The organism is Coleofasciculus sp. E2-BRE-01, from assembly GCF_040221695.1.
Taxonomy (GTDB): Bacteria; Cyanobacteriota; Cyanobacteriia; order Cyanobacteriales; family Coleofasciculaceae; genus Coleofasciculus.
This window is the reverse complement of record NZ_JAVKEA010000106.1, coordinates 1-17,659: the sequence shown is the minus strand read 5'-3', so window position 1 is coordinate 17,659 and position 17,659 is coordinate 1. Positions and strand designations below refer to the sequence as shown.

Here is a 17,659-nt window from a genome sequence, read left to right as displayed (position 1 = left end):
CTTAAATGGTTTATTTCCACGAACAGTTTTTACTCCGAATACTTCTTGAGCTATACAATTCTTCTCTTCCTTGTCTACTTTCCTTCCTTGTCTCCCTTGTCTTATCCCCACCCTAAAGTAAAAAACCTACACCTGTCAGGGTATGGGGTGTGGGGTGTGGGGAGCTTACTTTTGACCGGAGGTAAGTGTTGAGTGTGTAGGGGCGGGTTTAGGGACTTGCTTTTCGCTCTTGATGATAACATTTGTACAAAACCCGCCCTGACTTGACCCTTCCCTGCTTAGAAAGCCTAATAATCAAGAATCAGCTAATTTGCAACACAATACGACCATTAACTTCACCATTTCTGAGACGCTCCAATATCTGATCAATCTCCTCTAACGGTTGCTTCTCCAAGGTTGGCGTCACCTTGCCTTCTGCCGCAAATTGTAAGCATTCTTGCATATCTTTGCGCGTCCCAACAATCGAACCGCGAATAGTAATCCGTTTTAATACCACCTCAAAGATAGGTGTGGGAAACTCTCCTGGGGGTAGCCCAACTAAAGCACAAGTACCACCTCGTCGCAGCGTCCCTAAAGCTTGACGAAAAGCAGCAGTAGAAACAGCCGTAACTAAAGCACCGTGAGCCCCACCAATTTTTTCGTGTACCACCGTAGCGGGGTCTTCTTTAGTCACATTCACCGTCAATTCTGCCCCCAATTGCTTGGCTAATTCCAGCTTCTCATCGCTGGTATCTAAGGCGACAACATGAAGTGCCAAAGCTTTGGCATACTGGACAGCAATGTGACCTAAACCACCAATACCAGAAATCACTACCCATTCTCCGGGTTTCGTATTAGTTTCTTTCAACCCCTTGTACGTGGTTACTCCAGCGCAGAGAATCGGACTCGCATCAGCAAAATCAACACCATCGGGAATCGGACTTACATAGTCAGCCGGTGCCACCATATACTCGGCATAACCGCCATTGACGGAGTACCCCGTGTTTTCTTGCTCAGGACACAGGGTTTCCCAACCCGTCCAGCAATATTCGCAATGACCACAGGCACTATGCAGCCAAGGAACACCGACGCGATCGCCTTCTTTATATAACGTTACGCCATCACCCACAGCGGCGACATAACCCGCGCCCTCATGTCCAGGAATAAAAGGTAAGGTAGGCTTTACGGGCCAATCCCCATCCGCCGCATGTAAGTCAGTATGGCAGACACCACAGGTAGCGGTACGGATGAGAACTTGTCCGGCTTGGGGTTCTGGAATCGGAACCTCTTCAATTGATAGGGGTTCGCCAAATTTATGCACCACGGCGGCTTTCATCGTGTTTGCCATAACCTTTATCCTCTCTGACTTGTCGGATTTGCTTGGCTTGATTTTAGGTTCACCTCCCCTGGGATTGCACCCTCGCAGGGGGGATATATAGCGCTACGCGCTGGGCAATGGGCAATGGGCAACACCTCGGCTTACCTCGACTTACTTCGGCTTACTTCGGCTTACTTCGGCTTCGCTCAGTAACACGCTCAGTAACACGCTCAGTAACACGCTCGGTAACACGCTCGGTGTGGAATATGCAATAGTGAAGAAAAACGCTTGAGGATGCTTCGCTTTTGTTGCATGGGAGAAGGGGAACCGGATTTTCTTGCTCCCCTCTTGCTCCCCTCTTGCTCCCCTCTCCCAAGCGTGGGAGAGGGGCTGGGGGTGAGGGCTGGCGTGGGAGAGGGGCTGGGGGTGAGGGGTTGAGCTTAAGTTGACACGGATGGTTTAGGGACTAACGCTAATTAAGAACTCATAACTGAACAACAAAACCCGCCCTTATTCAACCCGATAATTGACCAACAAAATCTGCCTTTAGATACTTCGCTTCGCTCAGCATGACAGATTCTACCAGAAAGCAATACCTGAAGAAAAACCCCTCCCTAACCCTCCCCTTATCAAGGGGAGGGAATTCCCATTCCTAATTCAATCGCATCGCCAAATCTTAATCGTTTTATCCGCACTACCACTAACAAGAATTTGCCCATCTAAACTAATTGCCACGGCATGTACAGCAGCCGCATGACCTTTGAGGGTGCGAAGTTTCCGTCCTTTTCTAACCTGCCACAACTTAATCGTTTTGTCAGCGCTACCACTAGCAAGAATCTGTCCATCGGGACTAAATGCTACCGCATTAACCCTATCATGATGCCCCTTTAAGGTTCGCAGTATCCGTCCACTACTGAGTTGCCAGAGTTTAATCGTTCCATCGGCACTCCCACTGGCAAAAATCTGCCCATCGGAACTAAATGCTACCCCATTTACAGTATCAGTATGACCTGTAAGTGTATGCAATTCCCGCGCCTTTCCCACCTGCCATAATTTAATCGTTTTATCGCTACTCCCACTAGCGAGAATCTTGCCATCGGGACTAATCGCCACCCCATTGACTCCAGCAGTATGACCCTTAAATGTGCGTAGTTCTCGCCCCTTAACCAGAGACCAAAGTTTAATCGTTTTATCATCGCTACCACTGGCAATTAACTTACCATCGGGACTAATTGTCACCGACTTAACCCCAGCAAATAAACCTGAATGTCCGGTTAAGGTTCGCCGTTCCTTCCCGGTACTAAGTTGCCAAAGTTTAATCGTTTTATCATTCCCCCCACTCACCAAAATTTGCCCATCGGGACTAATCGCAATGGATTGAACATAGCCAAACCTACCTACATGTCCTTTGAGAGTTTGCTGTTCCTTTCCCGTTTGCACATCCCATAACTTAATGGTTCCATCTGTACTACCACTAACCACTGTTTCTCTATCTGGACTAATCGCAACGGCGTAGACAAAGTAGGTATGACCTTTGAGGGTATGAACACAGCGCCAGTTCTGCTGGAGTGGCTGCAAGACTACATTTTGTAACTTACTAATGCAGAAAAGTACATCTTGATAGTCTCGCAAATCTTGGTATTGCCAATACAAACTAGCCGCTTGATTAAAATCCGCGATCGCATGTCGGTGTTCGCCCAGTTGAGAATACGCCAGTCCGCGATATTTATAGGCTTTAACCAAGTCAACATCCAGCCAGATAGCTTTACTAAAATAGTCGATTGCTTGCTGATATTGACAATCCTTTGCCAGTTCCATTCCCCACTGGTAATAGGTTGTCGCATCCACATCTTTATCAACCTCTGGCTGCGGTAAAACCGGAGTGTATGACTTCAGATTTTGGTAAGCCTCATTTATTCTTTTAAGTTCTTCTTGTCCTTTAGCTTGTCGTTGTGGATCATCAGGAAAACGATCCGGATGCCAACGTCTAGCTAATTCCCGATAGGCTTGTTTAATTTCCTCTAAAGACGCACCCGGTTGCAGTCCCAAAATCACATAATACTGATTAAGCTGATCCATGAAAATTACGAATTATCTGAATTATAAATTATAAATTCTATTTTCCCCGTTTCTTAACCCATGACAAATGACGAATGACAAATGACAAATGACAATCTTATTGATATCGCCAAATCTTAATTGTGCCATCGCCACTCCCACTAATAATCATCTCTCCATCTTGACTCAACGCCAGAGAATTCACATCCCTGGTATGTCCCGCTAACGTCGCCGCCACTTTACCACCATGCAAATCCCACAACTTAATTGTGGCATCAGCGCTACCACTAACCAAAATTCGTCCATTATGACTAAATTTTACAGTTCGCACCCAATCCGCATGTCCTCTGAGAGTAGCCAGGAGTTTACCGTTCCCTAAATGCCATAATTTAATCGTCGTATCGCTGCTACCACTGGCGAGTATTTTTCCTTGGGGGTCAATCGCCACAGAATTGACATCCCGTTCATGACCTGTAAAAGTATTTACTAATTTCCCCTTATCCAGACACCATAACTTCACCGTATTATCACTACTTCCACTCACCAAAAATTGTCCATTGGGGCTAAAAGTAACTGAATTAATCCCGCGTAAATGGTGGAAGGTGTAGAGTAAATTACCTGTATCAATATGCCATACTTTAATAACTTGGCGATCGCTACCACTTGCCAGGAATTTCCCATCAGGACTGATCGCCAAACATATCGACACTCTTGCCTCGAAATAATCCGCGATCGTACAGCTAATAAAACCGGATTGCCAATGCCATAATTCAATTGTGTCATCCACACTACCACTAGCCAAAATTTGACCGTCAGGACTAAACGCCACCGACAACACAGGTTTTATATGTTTGATCAGCGTATGCAACAATTCCCCTGTCTGAAGATTCCACAATTTAACCGTTTTATCGAAACTTCCACTCGCCAGACATTGTTCATCAGGACTAATTGCCACTGAACAAACCGAACTTGAATGACCGATGAGAGTATGAATGCATTTCCACGTTTTTTTCTGAGGAATAAGTTGATGAATTGTCGGTATAGTTAACGTTTGAACTTGGGCAAAATAGCGGTGACGTGTCTTCGGTAAATCAGGATTCAAGTCCTGTAAAACATCTCGCGCTTTTTGATAGCGCCGCCGGACGGGACGTTGCAACAATTTATCGAGAACTTGCTCTAATTCAGGACTCAGGGACGTAGTTAAATAATCTCGCCATACCCAATCCCCCTCATTCACACAATACAGTTCTAGGGGATGGCGTCGAGTCAACAGATGAATACAAGTAACACCCAGACTATACAAATCACTAGCAAAAAACGCTTGACCTAACGCCTGTTCCGGTGCTGCATAGCCAGCCGAACCAATAATCGTTCCTTTGCGAGTGAGAGCAGTAATCGTGGCAAATTTAGCCGCACCAAAATCCACAAGTACCAGTTGTCCTTTCCTGCCTCCCTGAAAATTGGAGCAAGAACGACAAATCACATTGGCTGGCTTAATATCCCGATGAATAACATTATGATTGTGAATAAAATCTAGCAATTGCAGCAAACTATTGAGTAAGTCTCGAATTTGCTGTTCAGTGAAAGCACCTTGAGCGATTAACATTTGAGCTAAATCGTACCCAGGAATATATTCTTGTACCAAATACTGGCGATTATCCCGATTAAAATGGGCAAACAGTTCTGGAATTTGGGGGTGGTAGCCCAAATCATCGAGACGCACCGCTTCTTGCTCAAAAAGTTCCGCCGCTTTCTGGACAGTATCGGTTCCTTGAGCTTGAGGATAAAATTGTTTGATTACACAATGGGGTTTAGATGGTTTATCCTCATCCACAGCTAAAAACGTTCTACCAAATCCCCCCTGTCCAATCAATCGAAGCCCCCGATAACGCTCTCTCAATAGTAAATTTGACCCACAACTTTGGCAAAATCGATTACCATCGGGGTTCTGAGGCTCTAGGCATTTAGGGTTGAGACAGTAGCTCATAATTATTTGTCCGGGAACAGGGAATGGGGAACAGGCAATAGGCAATAGGCAATAGGGAACAGGAAAAAAATCTCACAAATTATTGCGGATTGCTATAAATGCTTGGAAACTATAAAATATTGTATTATGTTCTCAAGTTATTGACAGATAGAATCGCGATCGCGACGCAAGGCTGACCGGACTGAAGTTCAGGCGCGATCGCACTCTTCAAGCCTACGCCATATCTTGATTGTCTTGTCGCTACTCCCACTAATGAATTCCTGTCCATCGGGACTGACAACCACAGATGTCACCGCCCCTGCATGGTCAGATAAGGTGCTAATTAACTCCCCATCCTCCAGATTCCAGAGTTTCAGGGTTTGGTCACAACTTCCACTGACTAAGATTTTACTATCCCGACTAAAGGCAAGACAGCGCACTTCATCAGTATGTCCTGTTAAGGTATACCTTTCCTGTCCAGTTCTCATGTCCCATAATTTAATCGTACAGTCTGCACTTCCACTCGCCAGCCATTGTCCATCGGGGCTAAATATGACCGCATAAATTCCCCTTTGATGTCCGTTGAGTGTGATCGTATCGTTGCGAACCGAGGAACGCACATCCCAGAGTTTAATCATGCCATCCCGACTTCCAGTGGCAAGGATTTGTCCATCGGGACTAAAGGCTACTGTATGAACTTTGTCCCCATGTCCTTTAAAAATGCGTTTTTGGGCTAAGGTATTAGCATCCCAAAGTTTAACGGTACAGTCAGCACTCCCACTCGCCAAGGTTAAACCATCGGGACTAAAGGCGACGGCAAGAAAATAGTAAAAATAGCCCTTTAGACTACGTTTTTGCTGTCCAGTACGAGTATCCCACAGCTTAATCGTATGATCCGCGCTCCCACTGGCTAAGGTTTGTGCGTGAGGATTAAAGGAAATGGATAAAACTGGCTGGGAATGTCCTTTAAGGATGAGGTGTTTTTGTTCAGTTTGAATATCCCACAATTGGATTGTATTGTTAATCGTGTTAGTGGCGATAATTTGCCCGTTTGGGTGAAGAGTCAGCGTGGTAATTGGCGCTAAATTTCCGGTTAGGGTGTTGACACATTGCCATCGGGGAATGGTGTCGGGTAAAAGGGGTTGAATTTCTACAGCAGGCTCAATCGTGGGAGAATTGGGTTCTGGGGTTGGGAATTGTGCGATCGCACCCTGTAATTCTGCAATCTGGGATTTAAGCGAATCGGAGTTGGTAACTTGTTGCTGGAGGAGTGCGATCGCACCCTGTAATTGTGCAATCTGCTGATCAGGTTGGGATTGGAGAGATTCTAAGTTAGTAACTCGTTGCTGGAGGAGTGCGATCGAGGTTTCTGTCTGTTGATGAGTCTTCTGATCAAATCGCCCTCGATTAGCTAAATTTAATCCCAGAGTAATCGTAATCGGTGCGGCGGCGTAAACCGCCTGCTGAGTGGCGGCGGCGATAACCGTTCCCAATCCTGAACCAGCGAGGAAAAGGTATTCGGTAATCTTTAGCCAGTGGCGGTTACTCATAAGGGAATAACTCAAATTGAGCGATCGCGACCCATTTCCCGATACAATATCTGGGCATTGTAGCAGCAAAAGGTAGGCAGAATGGTACAGGCAACGATTGGTATTATTGGCGGTAGCGGACTTTACCAAATGGATGCCCTCAAAGATGTGCAAGAGGTGCAACTTGATACCCCCTTTGGTAAACCGTCTGATGCTTTAATTGTCGGCACTCTAGAAGGAACGACCGTTGCCTTTCTTGCCCGTCATGGTCGTAACCATCATCTCATGCCCACTGAATTACCCTTCCGTGCCAATATCCACGCGATGAAACAGTTGGGCGTCAAGTACCTGATTTCCGCCTCAGCCGTGGGTTCCCTCCAGGAAGAAGCCAAACCTTTAGATATGGTCATACCCAATCAATTTATTGACCGCACCAAAAATCGTGTATCTACCTTTTTCGGTGAGGGGATTGTGGCGCATATTGGCTTTGCTGAACCCGTATGTAATCAACTCGCCGAGGTTTTAGCTGATGCGGTGGCTAGCTTACAGTTAACTGATATCACCCTGCATCGCGGTGGCACCTACATCTGTATGGAAGGACCCGCCTTTTCCACTCAAGCTGAATCCCATCTCTACCGGAGTTGGGGCGCAACGGTGGTTGGGATGACGAATTTACCCGAAGCAAAACTAGCGCGAGAAGCAGAAATCGCCTACGCCACCTTAGCCCTCGTCACCGATTATGATTGCTGGCATCCCGATCATGACAGCGTAACCGTAGAAATGGTGATTGGCAATTTACGGCGCAATGCCACGAATGCTCAACAGGTGATTCAAGAAACCGTGCGGCGTCTTGCCCAAAATCCACCCCCATCCGAGGCGCACTCAGCGTTAAAGTACGCGATTTTGACCCCACTCGACAAAGCGCCAGAGGCGACGAAGCAGAAGTTAAGCCTCTTCTTGCAAAAATACATTTGATGTCATTCGTCATACTCGCTTTCCGAAAAGAAGCAAGCTACGCTCTTTGTTGATTGTTCATGGTTAATGGTTCATTGGTAATCCTCTTCCCCAGCTCCCCCAGCTCCCCCAGCTCCCCTTTTGCCAGACTGAGAAAGTTTGCGTAATACAACGTAATATTAACAAACGTAAACTTATACCCATATTCACGTTTCCAATTGTGTATGATGGTTCGTATGACCCAACTGTATTACAGCGGCATCAAAAGATTTTCTCAAATCGCCGTTGTTACAGAAAGCCTCTGTTAGCTACAGGTTCCGACCCTGGTTGAGAGATGGTTAACAGAGGTTGGGTAAACAGGGTGCATCTACTATTCATAACTCAGACGCTTATGTGTCCCTCGACTCTCTCATTCAACTATCTCATACAACATTTTTGTAATACAAAATAAAATTTTCGTAATACGTTGGCTGTAGTGAGAGCAATCTCCCAGAGGATAGTCTGAGTAAATCACTCACGATCCTGGGAGGTTTAATTAATTTATATGACAGGTAAAAAAAAGTTACTTACGCAAAAGCTGACGTTGCTAGCGTTTTAGGTTAGGGTTATGTATTAAGAGAGTCGTAAATTTCTGTAATCTCAACCGAGTTGTGGGAAGAAATCAAAGACAGGGTGTAGGGAATAGCGGCTGAGGACTAACGCTCGAAAGTCGCTGCTTCCACCCGGAAGAGGAGAGAGAACATCTATGCGATATGTGAGTAATCTTTTGAGGGAACGTTGCTATCTCACCGAACTCAACGCCCAGATCAACCAAATTATTACTCAGGATGCTGCTGCTAATACAAATAGATTAAGTGATTGCAACTAGAAAGCAGAGTAGGGGTTCAAAGGAATTGGTAAACGATGCTCAAATTAACGACACCAAACGTTGGCAAAACCAAACGATGGTGTTATTCGAGTTGACTCAATCTCAGAGACTCAACGCCGGAGATTTGACCACCGTAATTTGCGACTTGACAAAAGCCGCCGCCGATGCATTAGACGTTGAGCGAGTCAGCGTATGGTTGTACAACGATGCAGCTTCCCAGCTTAATTGTGTGGAACGGTATGAAGACGGTAAACACTATCATGGCTGGGACAAAACCCCAAGACAAAGCCAGGGAAAAGATATCAGTCCACCTGTATTACCGAAGACGTGTTGTTGTCTTACCAATCCCCTATTGCTGGGGCGATTGGATGTACCGATCTGGCAAAACGAACAGATGATCGGTATGATTAGCTACGAACAAAGCGTATCCAGTCCGAGGGAGTGGACGCCTCAAGACAAAACCTTTGCCAGCGCGATCGCGAATTTAATTGCCCTGCGACTGGAACAATGGCATCACCAACAGGCAATGCAGGAGTTGAATCAGGGAGAAAGCCGTTACCGATTACTGGTTGAGAAGTCTCCCGATCTGATTTCTCAACATCGGACAGATGGGGTCTATATATATGCTTCACCCGCTTGTCGTACCCTCTTAGGATACGAATCTGATGAATTGGTGGGACATTCCATTTACGAGTTAGTGCATCCTCAAGATGTCACCGCGATTAAACAGATCTACTCCAACCCCACGGATTGCCAACACCAGCAGCCGATTCGCTACCGCATCCGTCATCAAAGCGGTGATTATCGGTGGCTAGAAAGCACGATCAATCCGATATGCCATCCTCAAACCAATCAAGTAACCGAACTTGTCGTTGCCTCGCGGGAGATTCGTCAACCCCAGCCCGCCGCAGAATCACGCCACAAAGCCACACCTCACGCCTTGAAGATGAACCCCTTAGCCGTGGCAAAACAGGCAAACCCATTTAAACCCTTGGGTTTAGGGTCCCGCCTTTCCCGATTAACCCATACCCCGGCGATGCCCACAACCCCCGCCCCACCCAGCCACAGTCGGATTTCCGCACTGGCGGCGGTGGTAGAAGATCGGCTGATGAGTGGCATGATGTTATTGGGGAATCAATCCCTCAACTCAGAATCTCGGCGTACCTTTAGCTGGGTTGCCAATGCCATTGCCGTTGCCATTGACCAATATTGGGCGCGTTCAGAACTACTCAGCCGTCGCGAATCTCTGCTTTTTGGGCTTGCCAATCAAATTCGCAACTCCCTAGAACTTCATACTATCCTGGAAACAGCAGTAGAATCGATTCGCACGCTACTCAAAATCGATCGCTGTCAATTTCTCTGGTATCGACTCAAAGTACAACCCCCCCATTGGGATGTAGTCAAAGAAGCCAGAACACCTGATTTATCCAGCTCTATCGGTCAACATTCAACCGAGCAAATTGCCCCCCTTGCTCAGCGGATTCTCAAGCGAGAAATTGTTCAGGTGGATGATGTGGAAACTTGTGATGACCCGATCCTAAAACAGTTTTTAACCCAACAGGGATATACCTCAATCTTGTCCCTACCGATTAAAACCCGGGCGGGAGACATTGGCGCGATTAGTTGTATTCACGGGACAGAACAACGTCCCTGGGATAATAGTGAAGTGGAACTATTGCAAGCGGTTGTCGCTCAACTAACGATCGCACTCGATCAAGCCTCCCTCTACACCCAAGCCCGTGAAAGCGCTGAGATTGCCCAAGCCCAAACCCAAGAACTTGAACAAACCCTAAACCAGCTTCAAGCCACCCAAGCCAAACTGGTGCAGAGTGAAAAAATGTCCAGTTTAGGACAATTAGTGGCAGGTGTGGCACATGAACTGAATAATCCAGTTAATTTTATTCACAATAACTTAACCTACGCTAGTGCCTATTTTTATGACCTCTTGAATCTGGTACGCCTTTATCAAGAGCATTATCCCAATCCGGCGGCGGCTATTGCCGAGCAAGCGGAACTCATTGATGTTGACTTTATCGCCGATGACTTACCCAAACTGCTGCGTTCTATGCAACGGGGAACCGATCGGATTAGTTCTATTGTCCTCAGCTTACGCAACTTCTCCCGCCTGGATGAAGCCGAGATGAAACAGGCTGACTTAAATCAGGGGATTGAGAGTACCTTACTGATGTTGCAACATCGCCTCAAACCCAAAGGGAACCAGCCGGAGATTCAAGTGCTGACCGAGTATGGCGATTTGCCTGAGGCAGACTGTTATCCTGGACAGCTTAACCAGGTGTTTCTGAACATTCTCAACAACGCGATCGATGTTTTGGAGCAGTCTTTTAAAGATAATCCCGATTATCCTGCACCAATTATTGCCATTCGCACGGGGCTATTGGAACGTTCCCCGGATTCCTCTCACCAGCCAGACTCTCAGCTAGATATTCAGACAGAGGACAAGAAACCATCATTACCGAACTGTCCAAGAATTGCGATTCAAATTGCCGATAATGGACCCGGAATGACGGATGAGGTAAAAGCACGGTTATTTGATCCGTTCTTTTCCACTAAAGCGGTTGGACAAGGAGTGGGTTTAGGATTGACCATTTGTTATCAAATTGTGGTCGAACATCATCACGGTATTCTCAACTGTACATCCACACCGGGCAAAGGGACTGAATTTTGGATCGAGATTCCGATTCAGCAAATTATAACCTCATAGGATTAATGTTCCAGACTTAGCCTATTACGTCTGGACATATTTTTCTTTACTATTGTGGTACGCTTAAAAGCCAGACAATCAATTTGTGGCGTGGATGTGAGGAAGTGATATCATGTCCGGTCAAACACCCCGAATAAAAACGCCTGAAACCCTTGTTATTACGGTATTGCAATTATGGGCAATCGTCAGGACATGATATGATTCCAGAATTCGATGAGAACGGCAATCTAGCACCAGGAGTTCATTTTTGCGAGTGGGAGGAGTTTCAGGAAAGATTTGGTACAACCTTGAAGAGACAGAACATGATAGAGGGTTTAGAACTGGCAATGACCCAATTAAAAGCCGCAGGTTGTCGAATTATTTATATTGATGGTAGTTTTGTTACCAGTAAACCCAACCCTGGTGATTTTGATGCCTGTTGGGAGCCGGAAGATATGGATTATGATTATCTCCGCAAAAATGCCCCTAGATTACTAAATCATTTAGATCGTAGCGCCCAGAAATCAACGTATAAAGGTGAACTTTTTCGTTCAGATCAACCCGTAGGAGATTACGGGTTAGCTTCTCTAGAATTTTTTCAGCGAGATAGACAGTTCAATCCAAAAGGAATTATTGCCATAGATTTATTGAGGTGGGAATCATGATTAAAAATGAAAAGCAGTATGAATACAGCCAAGAATGTGCCAAAAAATTTGAATATTCTATCAAGATGTTAGATCAAGATGAAGCACTCAAGCATAAAGATCCTGATGGTTGGCAGCTTTCTCGTGATGTAAAACAATCGCATCTCATGGCTTTACAAGCGGAAATTACTGAATATGAAAGACTAATTAATTGTGACAAGAGCCAGCCGATTAAAATTGAAGTGGAGAGCTTAAATAAGCTGCCAGATGCTTTAATTAAAGCCAGGATAGCTGCCAAAATGAGTCAAGAAGAACTGGCTGATTTGCTGGGAATTGAGCAGCAACGAGTTCAGCAGTATGAAGACACCGATTATCAATGTGCTAGTTTTGTAGAAATTTTGGAAGTTAGCGCAGCGTTGGGTGTGGAATTTGAGACGGCTGTGATGCAGGTAGATTTTGAGGAAATAGAAGCGGTTAAAATAAGTGTAGAAAAATGGCGAAATAAAAATATGAATAGGGCAACTAAAACGTCATAAAAAGTAGGTAGTGAGTCACTGTGGAAACCCACGCTACATCAAGGTTGAGCGCGATTGTACATAAGCATGGCAGCTACTAAAAAATAGCGGAAAGCCGCACAATGAGGCAGTTCCGATTTTTTGGCTGGGGGAACTTCAGATTAAAAGTATTATCCAGTCGTCTTTAGACGACTTTCGCTTTTAGCCAGTGGTTTAAACCACTGGCTGATTAACGCGAATGATGCGAGATATGAGTTACGCACCAACGGGTTGCTTCACCAGCGATCGCGCGGCTTCAACGATGGCATCGGCGTCAATTTTTGCCTCATGCATCAGTTCTTGGGGTTTGCCAGAACCGGGCATATTTTGTACCGCTAACTTAATTAACTGGAGTTGAGGACCTTGATAGGTGGGTGCGGTATCAACACCAGCAAAGGCATCCTGTACGGCGGCACCTAAGCCACCTTCAAGCCAATGATCTTCAACGACAATCAAGTTGCCTTCGGTATCTTGTGCGGCTTGATGCAGGGTTTCTGTATCAATGGGTTTAACCGAATAGGCATCAATAATCCGGGCAGTTATACCCTCTTGTTTGAGCCGATCATACGCCTTCAGCGCTTCGTGCAATGTTACTCCTGCACCAATCACCGTCACTTGGTCGCGATCGCTACCCCGAATTACCTTACTCCCACCAATGGGAAATTCTTCCTCTTTTTCATAGATAACAGGCGTTTTCATCCGCGTTGTCCGCAGGTACACAATCCCATCCCGGTCAACCATGTGACTCACCAGTTTAGCGGTTTGGTTACCATCACAGGGATACAGAACCGTACTACTCCAAACAGCTCGCATAGATGCCAAGTCTTCTAATGCCATTTGCGAGGGTCCATCTTGACCAATGGAGATTCCGGCGTGAGACCCCGATAACTTAATATTGGCACGAGAAATAGCTGCCATTCGCACGAAGTCATAAGCGCGACTCAGGAACGCACCAAAGCTAGAGACAAAGGGTTTATAATGCCGTGCTTGCAATCCCATCGCCGCTCCCAGCATCTGCTGTTCAGCAATGAACATTTCAAAGAAGCGATCGCTATGGGTTTTGGCGAAGAATTTGGCGCGGGTGGAATTACTGACTTCCCCGTCAAGCGCCACCACATCTGATCGCGATGCGCCGATGGCGGCTAATGCCTTACCGTAGGCTGTACGGGTGGCAACTTTCTCGCCTTCATCGTAGCTGGGAAGTTCTAAGGGTTGCGTCTCGCCAATTGTGGCAGGTTCTCCCTCTTCCTCCGGTTTCTGGACGGAAATTTGAATATTGCGTTGACCGCCTAATTCCTCAATTGCCGCGTTTGCTTTCTCATCGTCCAAATTCTTACCATGCCAACCACTCTGATTTTCTACCACAGAGGCACCTTTTCCTTTCACGGTGCGGGCAATAATTACGACAGGTTGGTTATGAATGGACAGTGCTTCACCGTAGGCTTGCTCAATGTCCTTAAAATCATGACCATCGATTTCAATCGCGTGCCAACCAAACGCTCTCGCCCGGGTTGCATACGCTTGGGTATTCCAGCCCAGTTCAGTTTGACCCCGTTGACCCAAGCGATTCACATCAATAATCAGAATCAGATTATCCAGATTATAGTAAGAAGCGTGATCAAAGGCTTCCCAAACTGACCCTTCAGCCGTTTCACTATCACCTTGGAGTACCCAAACCCGATAGGGCAGTTGATCCAGGTACTTTCCAGCTAATGCCATACCGACACCAACTGATAAGCCTTGTCCCAGAGAACCCGTAGCTACCTCAATTCCAGGGATCAGGGGAACTGGATGACCTTGAACCGGACTGCCAAACTGACGCAGGGACATCATCTCCTCGTCTGACATCACCCCAGCCGCTTTATGCATAGCATAGAGTAAGGGACAAGCGTGTCCTTTGGAGAGAATGAAGCGATCGTTATTCGGGTTATCGGGATGGTCAAAGTCATAGCGGAAATACTTGGACATGAAGACAGCCATTAAATCCGCCGCCGACATGGAGGAGGTAGGATGACCGGAACCCGCCGCCGTTGTAGAGCGAATACTATCCACGCGCAGTTGTTGAGCGAGTTCGTGCCATTGATTCTGGGTCGTCATAATTATTCTTCTTATTGAACGTCAAGCAAAGGGGGAAAGTTCTCTAACCCCTGAAACTTCAAGAAATAAGCCTTAGAGGAGTAAGGCTTTGATTAGCAATATTGCAAAAATTAGAATGATGCCCAAATCTAGAGGAAACATCATCAATCGATAGCTAAACAAGGAATTGCTATTAAGCCAAGTTCTAATATTTAATCCCTGACTAGGGCAACTATAACCTTAATAAATTTGAAGCCTGCTTTACGTCTGCCTTATGGCATAAAAATAGCATTGATATCTTATCTATCTTAGGAGTGACGAATATCCTCGCTGAGGAGTTTTATCCTAGTAAAGGCTTCGCTAGTACAGTCGGGTTAAGTGAAAGGGCTTGCCTTGATCAGCCAAAGCCTCAATTAGAGAAATTGAACGATAAAAAAATAAGGAGAATTAAAATGCCGACTCAAAGCGAATAAGCTACAGGAGTACAGAACACAAACTATAACCTGGTTAGTGTGTTGTATCACATGCTCAATGGTGCCGCTACTTACGATGAGTATATCCAGGATGCCGAGCAAACTGGCGATCAGGAACTGGCTCAGTTTTTACAAAATGTTAAAAAGCAGAATGCCGAGTGCGCTCATAAAGCCCAAGAGTTACTGGCGCAGCGCATTAAATAGCCGCCAACCAGCGCTATCCTAATCAATAAGTTAAGCTTCCTTTCTGAATGAGAGGAGGCTTTTTGGCTAAGTATTGTCCCGGTTCTATCAAGTTCGGTAGCATCGTAATTGCTTAAGCTGTTCGGCATTTAAACCTTAATGCCAATCATGGCTCTCATCCTTGTAGTGCGTTAAGCGAAGCCATGCCGCAGGCTTTGCATCTTGCTCGCTACTAATACCCAATTTAAATGCATGACAGCTGATGAGGGAGGGGGTACAAGGGTAATGCTTGTGTCGAAATCATTACGGGTATGATGGACGAATTAATTTAATTTTAGTGAGTTTTTAGTATGCATATTGGATTTCTTAACCCACAAGGTAACTTTGACCGCCATGATAGTTACTGGACGGAACATCCAGATTTCGGGGGTCAGCTCATCTATGTGAAAAATGTGGCGGTGGAGATGGCAAAGCATGGTCATAACGTAGACATTATCACTCGCCAGATTATTGACCCAGAGTGGTCTGAATTTTCCGAGAAATTTGATCACTATCCCGATACGCCCAATGTTCGGATTATCCGCTTACCTGCTGGACCCAAAGAATTTCTTCGCAAAGAATTACTCTGGTCACATTTGGTGAGAGACTGGATACCCAATATCCTACAATTTTATCAAGAAGAAGGGAATTTTCCGGATGTTATGACCAGCCATTACGGGGATGGTGGCATATCTGGGGTTTTAATTGAAGCTGAAGTCGGTATTCCCTTCACCTTTACCGCTCATTCTCTGGGGGCGTTGAAGATGGATAAACTGGAAGTCACGCCCGAAAATATCCCAGAAATGGATGAGCATTATCACTTCGGACGCCGCATTGTGGCTGAACGGTTGAGTATGAATCGCTCGGCTGTAAATATTACCAGTACAACGGATCAAGAACGGTTTAAACAATACGCTCATCCTGCCTATCGAGGGGCAGTTGATGTCAAGAATGATGATCGTTTTGCCGAAATTCCACCGGGAGTTGACCCTTCATTGTTTGATATTGAATCCCGTTCCCCAAACGAGGAAGAAACCTATCAGTTAATTCAAGAACGATTAGCGCGGGATATTGAAGAAGAGCGACGAGATTTGCCAGCGATTATTGCAGCCAGTCGATTAGCGCCGAAAAAGAATCATCTGGGTTTAGTTCAAGCCTTTGCTGAGAGTGAAACGCTGCAAGAAAAAGCTAATCTGGTTATTTTTACTCAGGGAGAAGACAACCCACTGCGGGAACCTGTTAGCAATCATACAGCAGAAAAGGAGGTACTTATTCCCATACGCGAAGTTGTCAACAATAATAACTTAGGGGGTAAAATCAGTGCCTTTAGCCTCCCAGATCAACCCGCCCTCGCTGCTGCTTATCGGTTTTTTGTCCAACGTCATTCTGTATTTGCCCTCACTTCTCACCACGAACCTTTTGGATTGGGTCCGATAGAAGCAGCGTTAGCTGGGTTACCATTAGTCGTGACTCAGAACAGTGGTTTAAGGGAGAGTTTACGAGAGGGAGATGAGGTTTATGGTATTCTCATTGATCCAGAGAATCCAGCAGCAATTGCCCAGGGTTTAGAAGAAGTCCTTAGTGATCCTCAACGGTGGGAGAGGTTGCACAAAGCCTGTCGCCAGCATGTATGGAACTATTACACTTGGAAGACAACGGCGATAGATTATCTGAATTTAATCGAGGAAATTGTCGCCTCACCCAACGCCTGTCGTCCGGATGAATTGTTGCCGATTCATCCCTATTTTCGTGATCCGCGACCTGAAAATGATGTATCGTTGGACGAGTTAAAGGAACTCTATTTCCAATCGTCATTGTCTTCATCGTAGGAGGTTAATTTACTCCCATTCCGGCATAAGACTATGTAATGAAAACATAGAAATGATAAGGATTTCAGCCATTATATATACCTAATCTTATAGTGGAAAGGGAGTAGTAAGGTTTGGCGGTAGGGGGACGACGTTGTCGCTGGATTATCGTTAAGGAGAAATCCATTAATTTTGTTCACTTGTCCTTATCTTTTGTTAACCCTGAATAAAGGATAAGGTGGTGGGTTACGGCGGAGCGAGAATTAAATGATTTGTTTCCTAAATTAAACACCGCCTAACCCACCCTACTGGATTGACACAGCTAAAATTGTGGAATAGATTTCATCATTGAATCGGGCGCACGTCTGTCATGGGTGTCAACTTAAGCCACATTACCCACGATAGGATACTGGGTGTGGGGTATGGGGTGTGGGGTGTGGGGGAAAGCGAGCAATGTTGGGGAGCTATGTATTAAACGGAACCTGTTTGAAAAAAACATTGTGGATGAA

General features: G+C 45.8%; 11 protein-coding genes. 6 read left to right on the top strand and 5 right to left on the bottom strand.

Annotated elements, in window-relative coordinates; all coding sequences use genetic code 11:
* Window positions 1–301 precede the first annotated feature (301 nt).
* The 4 genes from adhP to RIG66_RS12845 all read right to left on the bottom strand — a co-directional run bounded on the left by adhP (window position 302) and on the right by RIG66_RS12845 (window position 6,940).
* Window positions 302–1,327, bottom strand: a complete 1,026-nt coding sequence (gene adhP / locus RIG66_RS12860; protein WP_446378578.1) for an alcohol dehydrogenase AdhP — start codon at window positions 1,325–1,327, stop codon at window positions 302–304.
* Between the two features lie 627 nt (window positions 1,328–1,954).
* Entirely contained in the window at window positions 1,955–3,376 is a 1,422-nt protein-coding gene (locus tag RIG66_RS12855) for a DnaJ domain-containing protein (protein WP_446378576.1), read from the bottom strand.
* 97 nt (window positions 3,377–3,473) lie between these two features.
* Entirely contained in the window at window positions 3,474–5,342 is a 1,869-nt protein-coding gene (locus RIG66_RS12850) for a protein kinase domain-containing protein (protein WP_446378574.1), read from the bottom strand.
* Window positions 5,343–5,530: 188 nt separating this feature from the next.
* Window positions 5,531–6,940, bottom strand: coding sequence for a hypothetical protein (locus tag RIG66_RS12845; protein ID WP_446378572.1), 1,410 nt, complete (start codon window positions 6,938–6,940; stop codon window positions 5,531–5,533).
* Between the two features lie 12 nt (window positions 6,941–6,952).
* Here RIG66_RS12845 and RIG66_RS12840 point away from each other — a divergent pair, with 12 nt between their 5' ends.
* The 4 genes from RIG66_RS12840 to RIG66_RS12825 all read left to right on the top strand — a co-directional run bounded on the left by RIG66_RS12840 (window position 6,953) and on the right by RIG66_RS12825 (window position 12,553).
* Window positions 6,953–7,825 (top strand): S-methyl-5'-thioadenosine phosphorylase, encoded by an 873-nt coding sequence (locus tag RIG66_RS12840; RefSeq protein ID WP_446378570.1) that lies wholly within the window; start codon window positions 6,953–6,955, stop codon window positions 7,823–7,825.
* A gap of 833 nt (window positions 7,826–8,658) precedes the next feature.
* Complete coding sequence (locus RIG66_RS12835; protein ID WP_446378568.1) at window positions 8,659–11,394, top strand: GAF domain-containing protein; 2,736 nt, start codon at window positions 8,659–8,661, stop codon at window positions 11,392–11,394.
* A 197-nt stretch (window positions 11,395–11,591) separates the two neighbouring features.
* A complete protein-coding gene (locus RIG66_RS12830) occupies window positions 11,592–12,038 on the top strand; it encodes a DUF6932 family protein (RefSeq protein WP_446378566.1) in 447 nt (148 codons plus the stop codon).
* The gene (locus RIG66_RS12825; RefSeq protein ID WP_446378564.1) at window positions 12,035–12,553 is read left to right on the top strand and encodes a helix-turn-helix transcriptional regulator; all 519 of its coding nucleotides are present in this window, start codon (window positions 12,035–12,037) and stop codon (window positions 12,551–12,553) included. The genes RIG66_RS12830 and RIG66_RS12825 overlap by 4 nt, the downstream gene beginning before the upstream one ends.
* 234 nt (window positions 12,554–12,787) lie before the next feature.
* On the opposite strand, the gene RIG66_RS12820 is transcribed toward RIG66_RS12825, so the two are convergent.
* A complete protein-coding gene (locus RIG66_RS12820) occupies window positions 12,788–14,668 on the bottom strand; it encodes a transketolase (protein ID WP_446378562.1) in 1,881 nt (626 codons plus the stop codon).
* A 491-nt stretch (window positions 14,669–15,159) separates the two neighbouring features.
* On the opposite strand from RIG66_RS12820, the gene RIG66_RS12815 reads away from it, so the two are divergent.
* Both RIG66_RS12815 and RIG66_RS12810 read left to right on the top strand, forming a co-directional pair.
* Entirely contained in the window at window positions 15,160–15,324 is a 165-nt protein-coding gene (locus RIG66_RS12815; RefSeq protein ID WP_446378560.1) for a hypothetical protein, read from the top strand.
* A gap of 329 nt (window positions 15,325–15,653) precedes the next feature.
* Entirely contained in the window at window positions 15,654–17,171 is a 1,518-nt protein-coding gene (locus tag RIG66_RS12810) for a glycosyltransferase (RefSeq protein WP_446378558.1), read from the top strand.
* Window positions 17,172–17,659 lie beyond the last annotated feature (488 nt).

Bases quoted from the DNA above. Each gene is read 5' to 3' on its own strand.
- RIG66_RS12820 (WP_446378562.1), bottom strand. From the start codon at position 14,668: ATGACGACCCAGAATCAATGGCACGAACTCGCTCAACAACTGCGCGTG.
- adhP (WP_446378578.1), bottom strand. From the start codon at position 1,327: ATGGCAAACACGATGAAAGCCGCCGTGGTGCATAAATTTGGCGAACCC.
- RIG66_RS12825 (WP_446378564.1), top strand. From the start codon at position 12,035: ATGATTAAAAATGAAAAGCAGTATGAATACAGCCAAGAATGTGCCAAA.
- RIG66_RS12810 (WP_446378558.1), top strand. From the start codon at position 15,654: ATGCATATTGGATTTCTTAACCCACAAGGTAACTTTGACCGCCATGAT.
- RIG66_RS12850 (WP_446378574.1), bottom strand. From the start codon at position 5,342: ATGAGCTACTGTCTCAACCCTAAATGCCTAGAGCCTCAGAACCCCGAT.
- RIG66_RS12830 (WP_446378566.1), top strand. From the start codon at position 11,592: ATGATTCCAGAATTCGATGAGAACGGCAATCTAGCACCAGGAGTTCAT.
- RIG66_RS12855 (WP_446378576.1), bottom strand. From the start codon at position 3,376: ATGGATCAGCTTAATCAGTATTATGTGATTTTGGGACTGCAACCGGGT.
- RIG66_RS12840 (WP_446378570.1), top strand. From the start codon at position 6,953: ATGGTACAGGCAACGATTGGTATTATTGGCGGTAGCGGACTTTACCAA.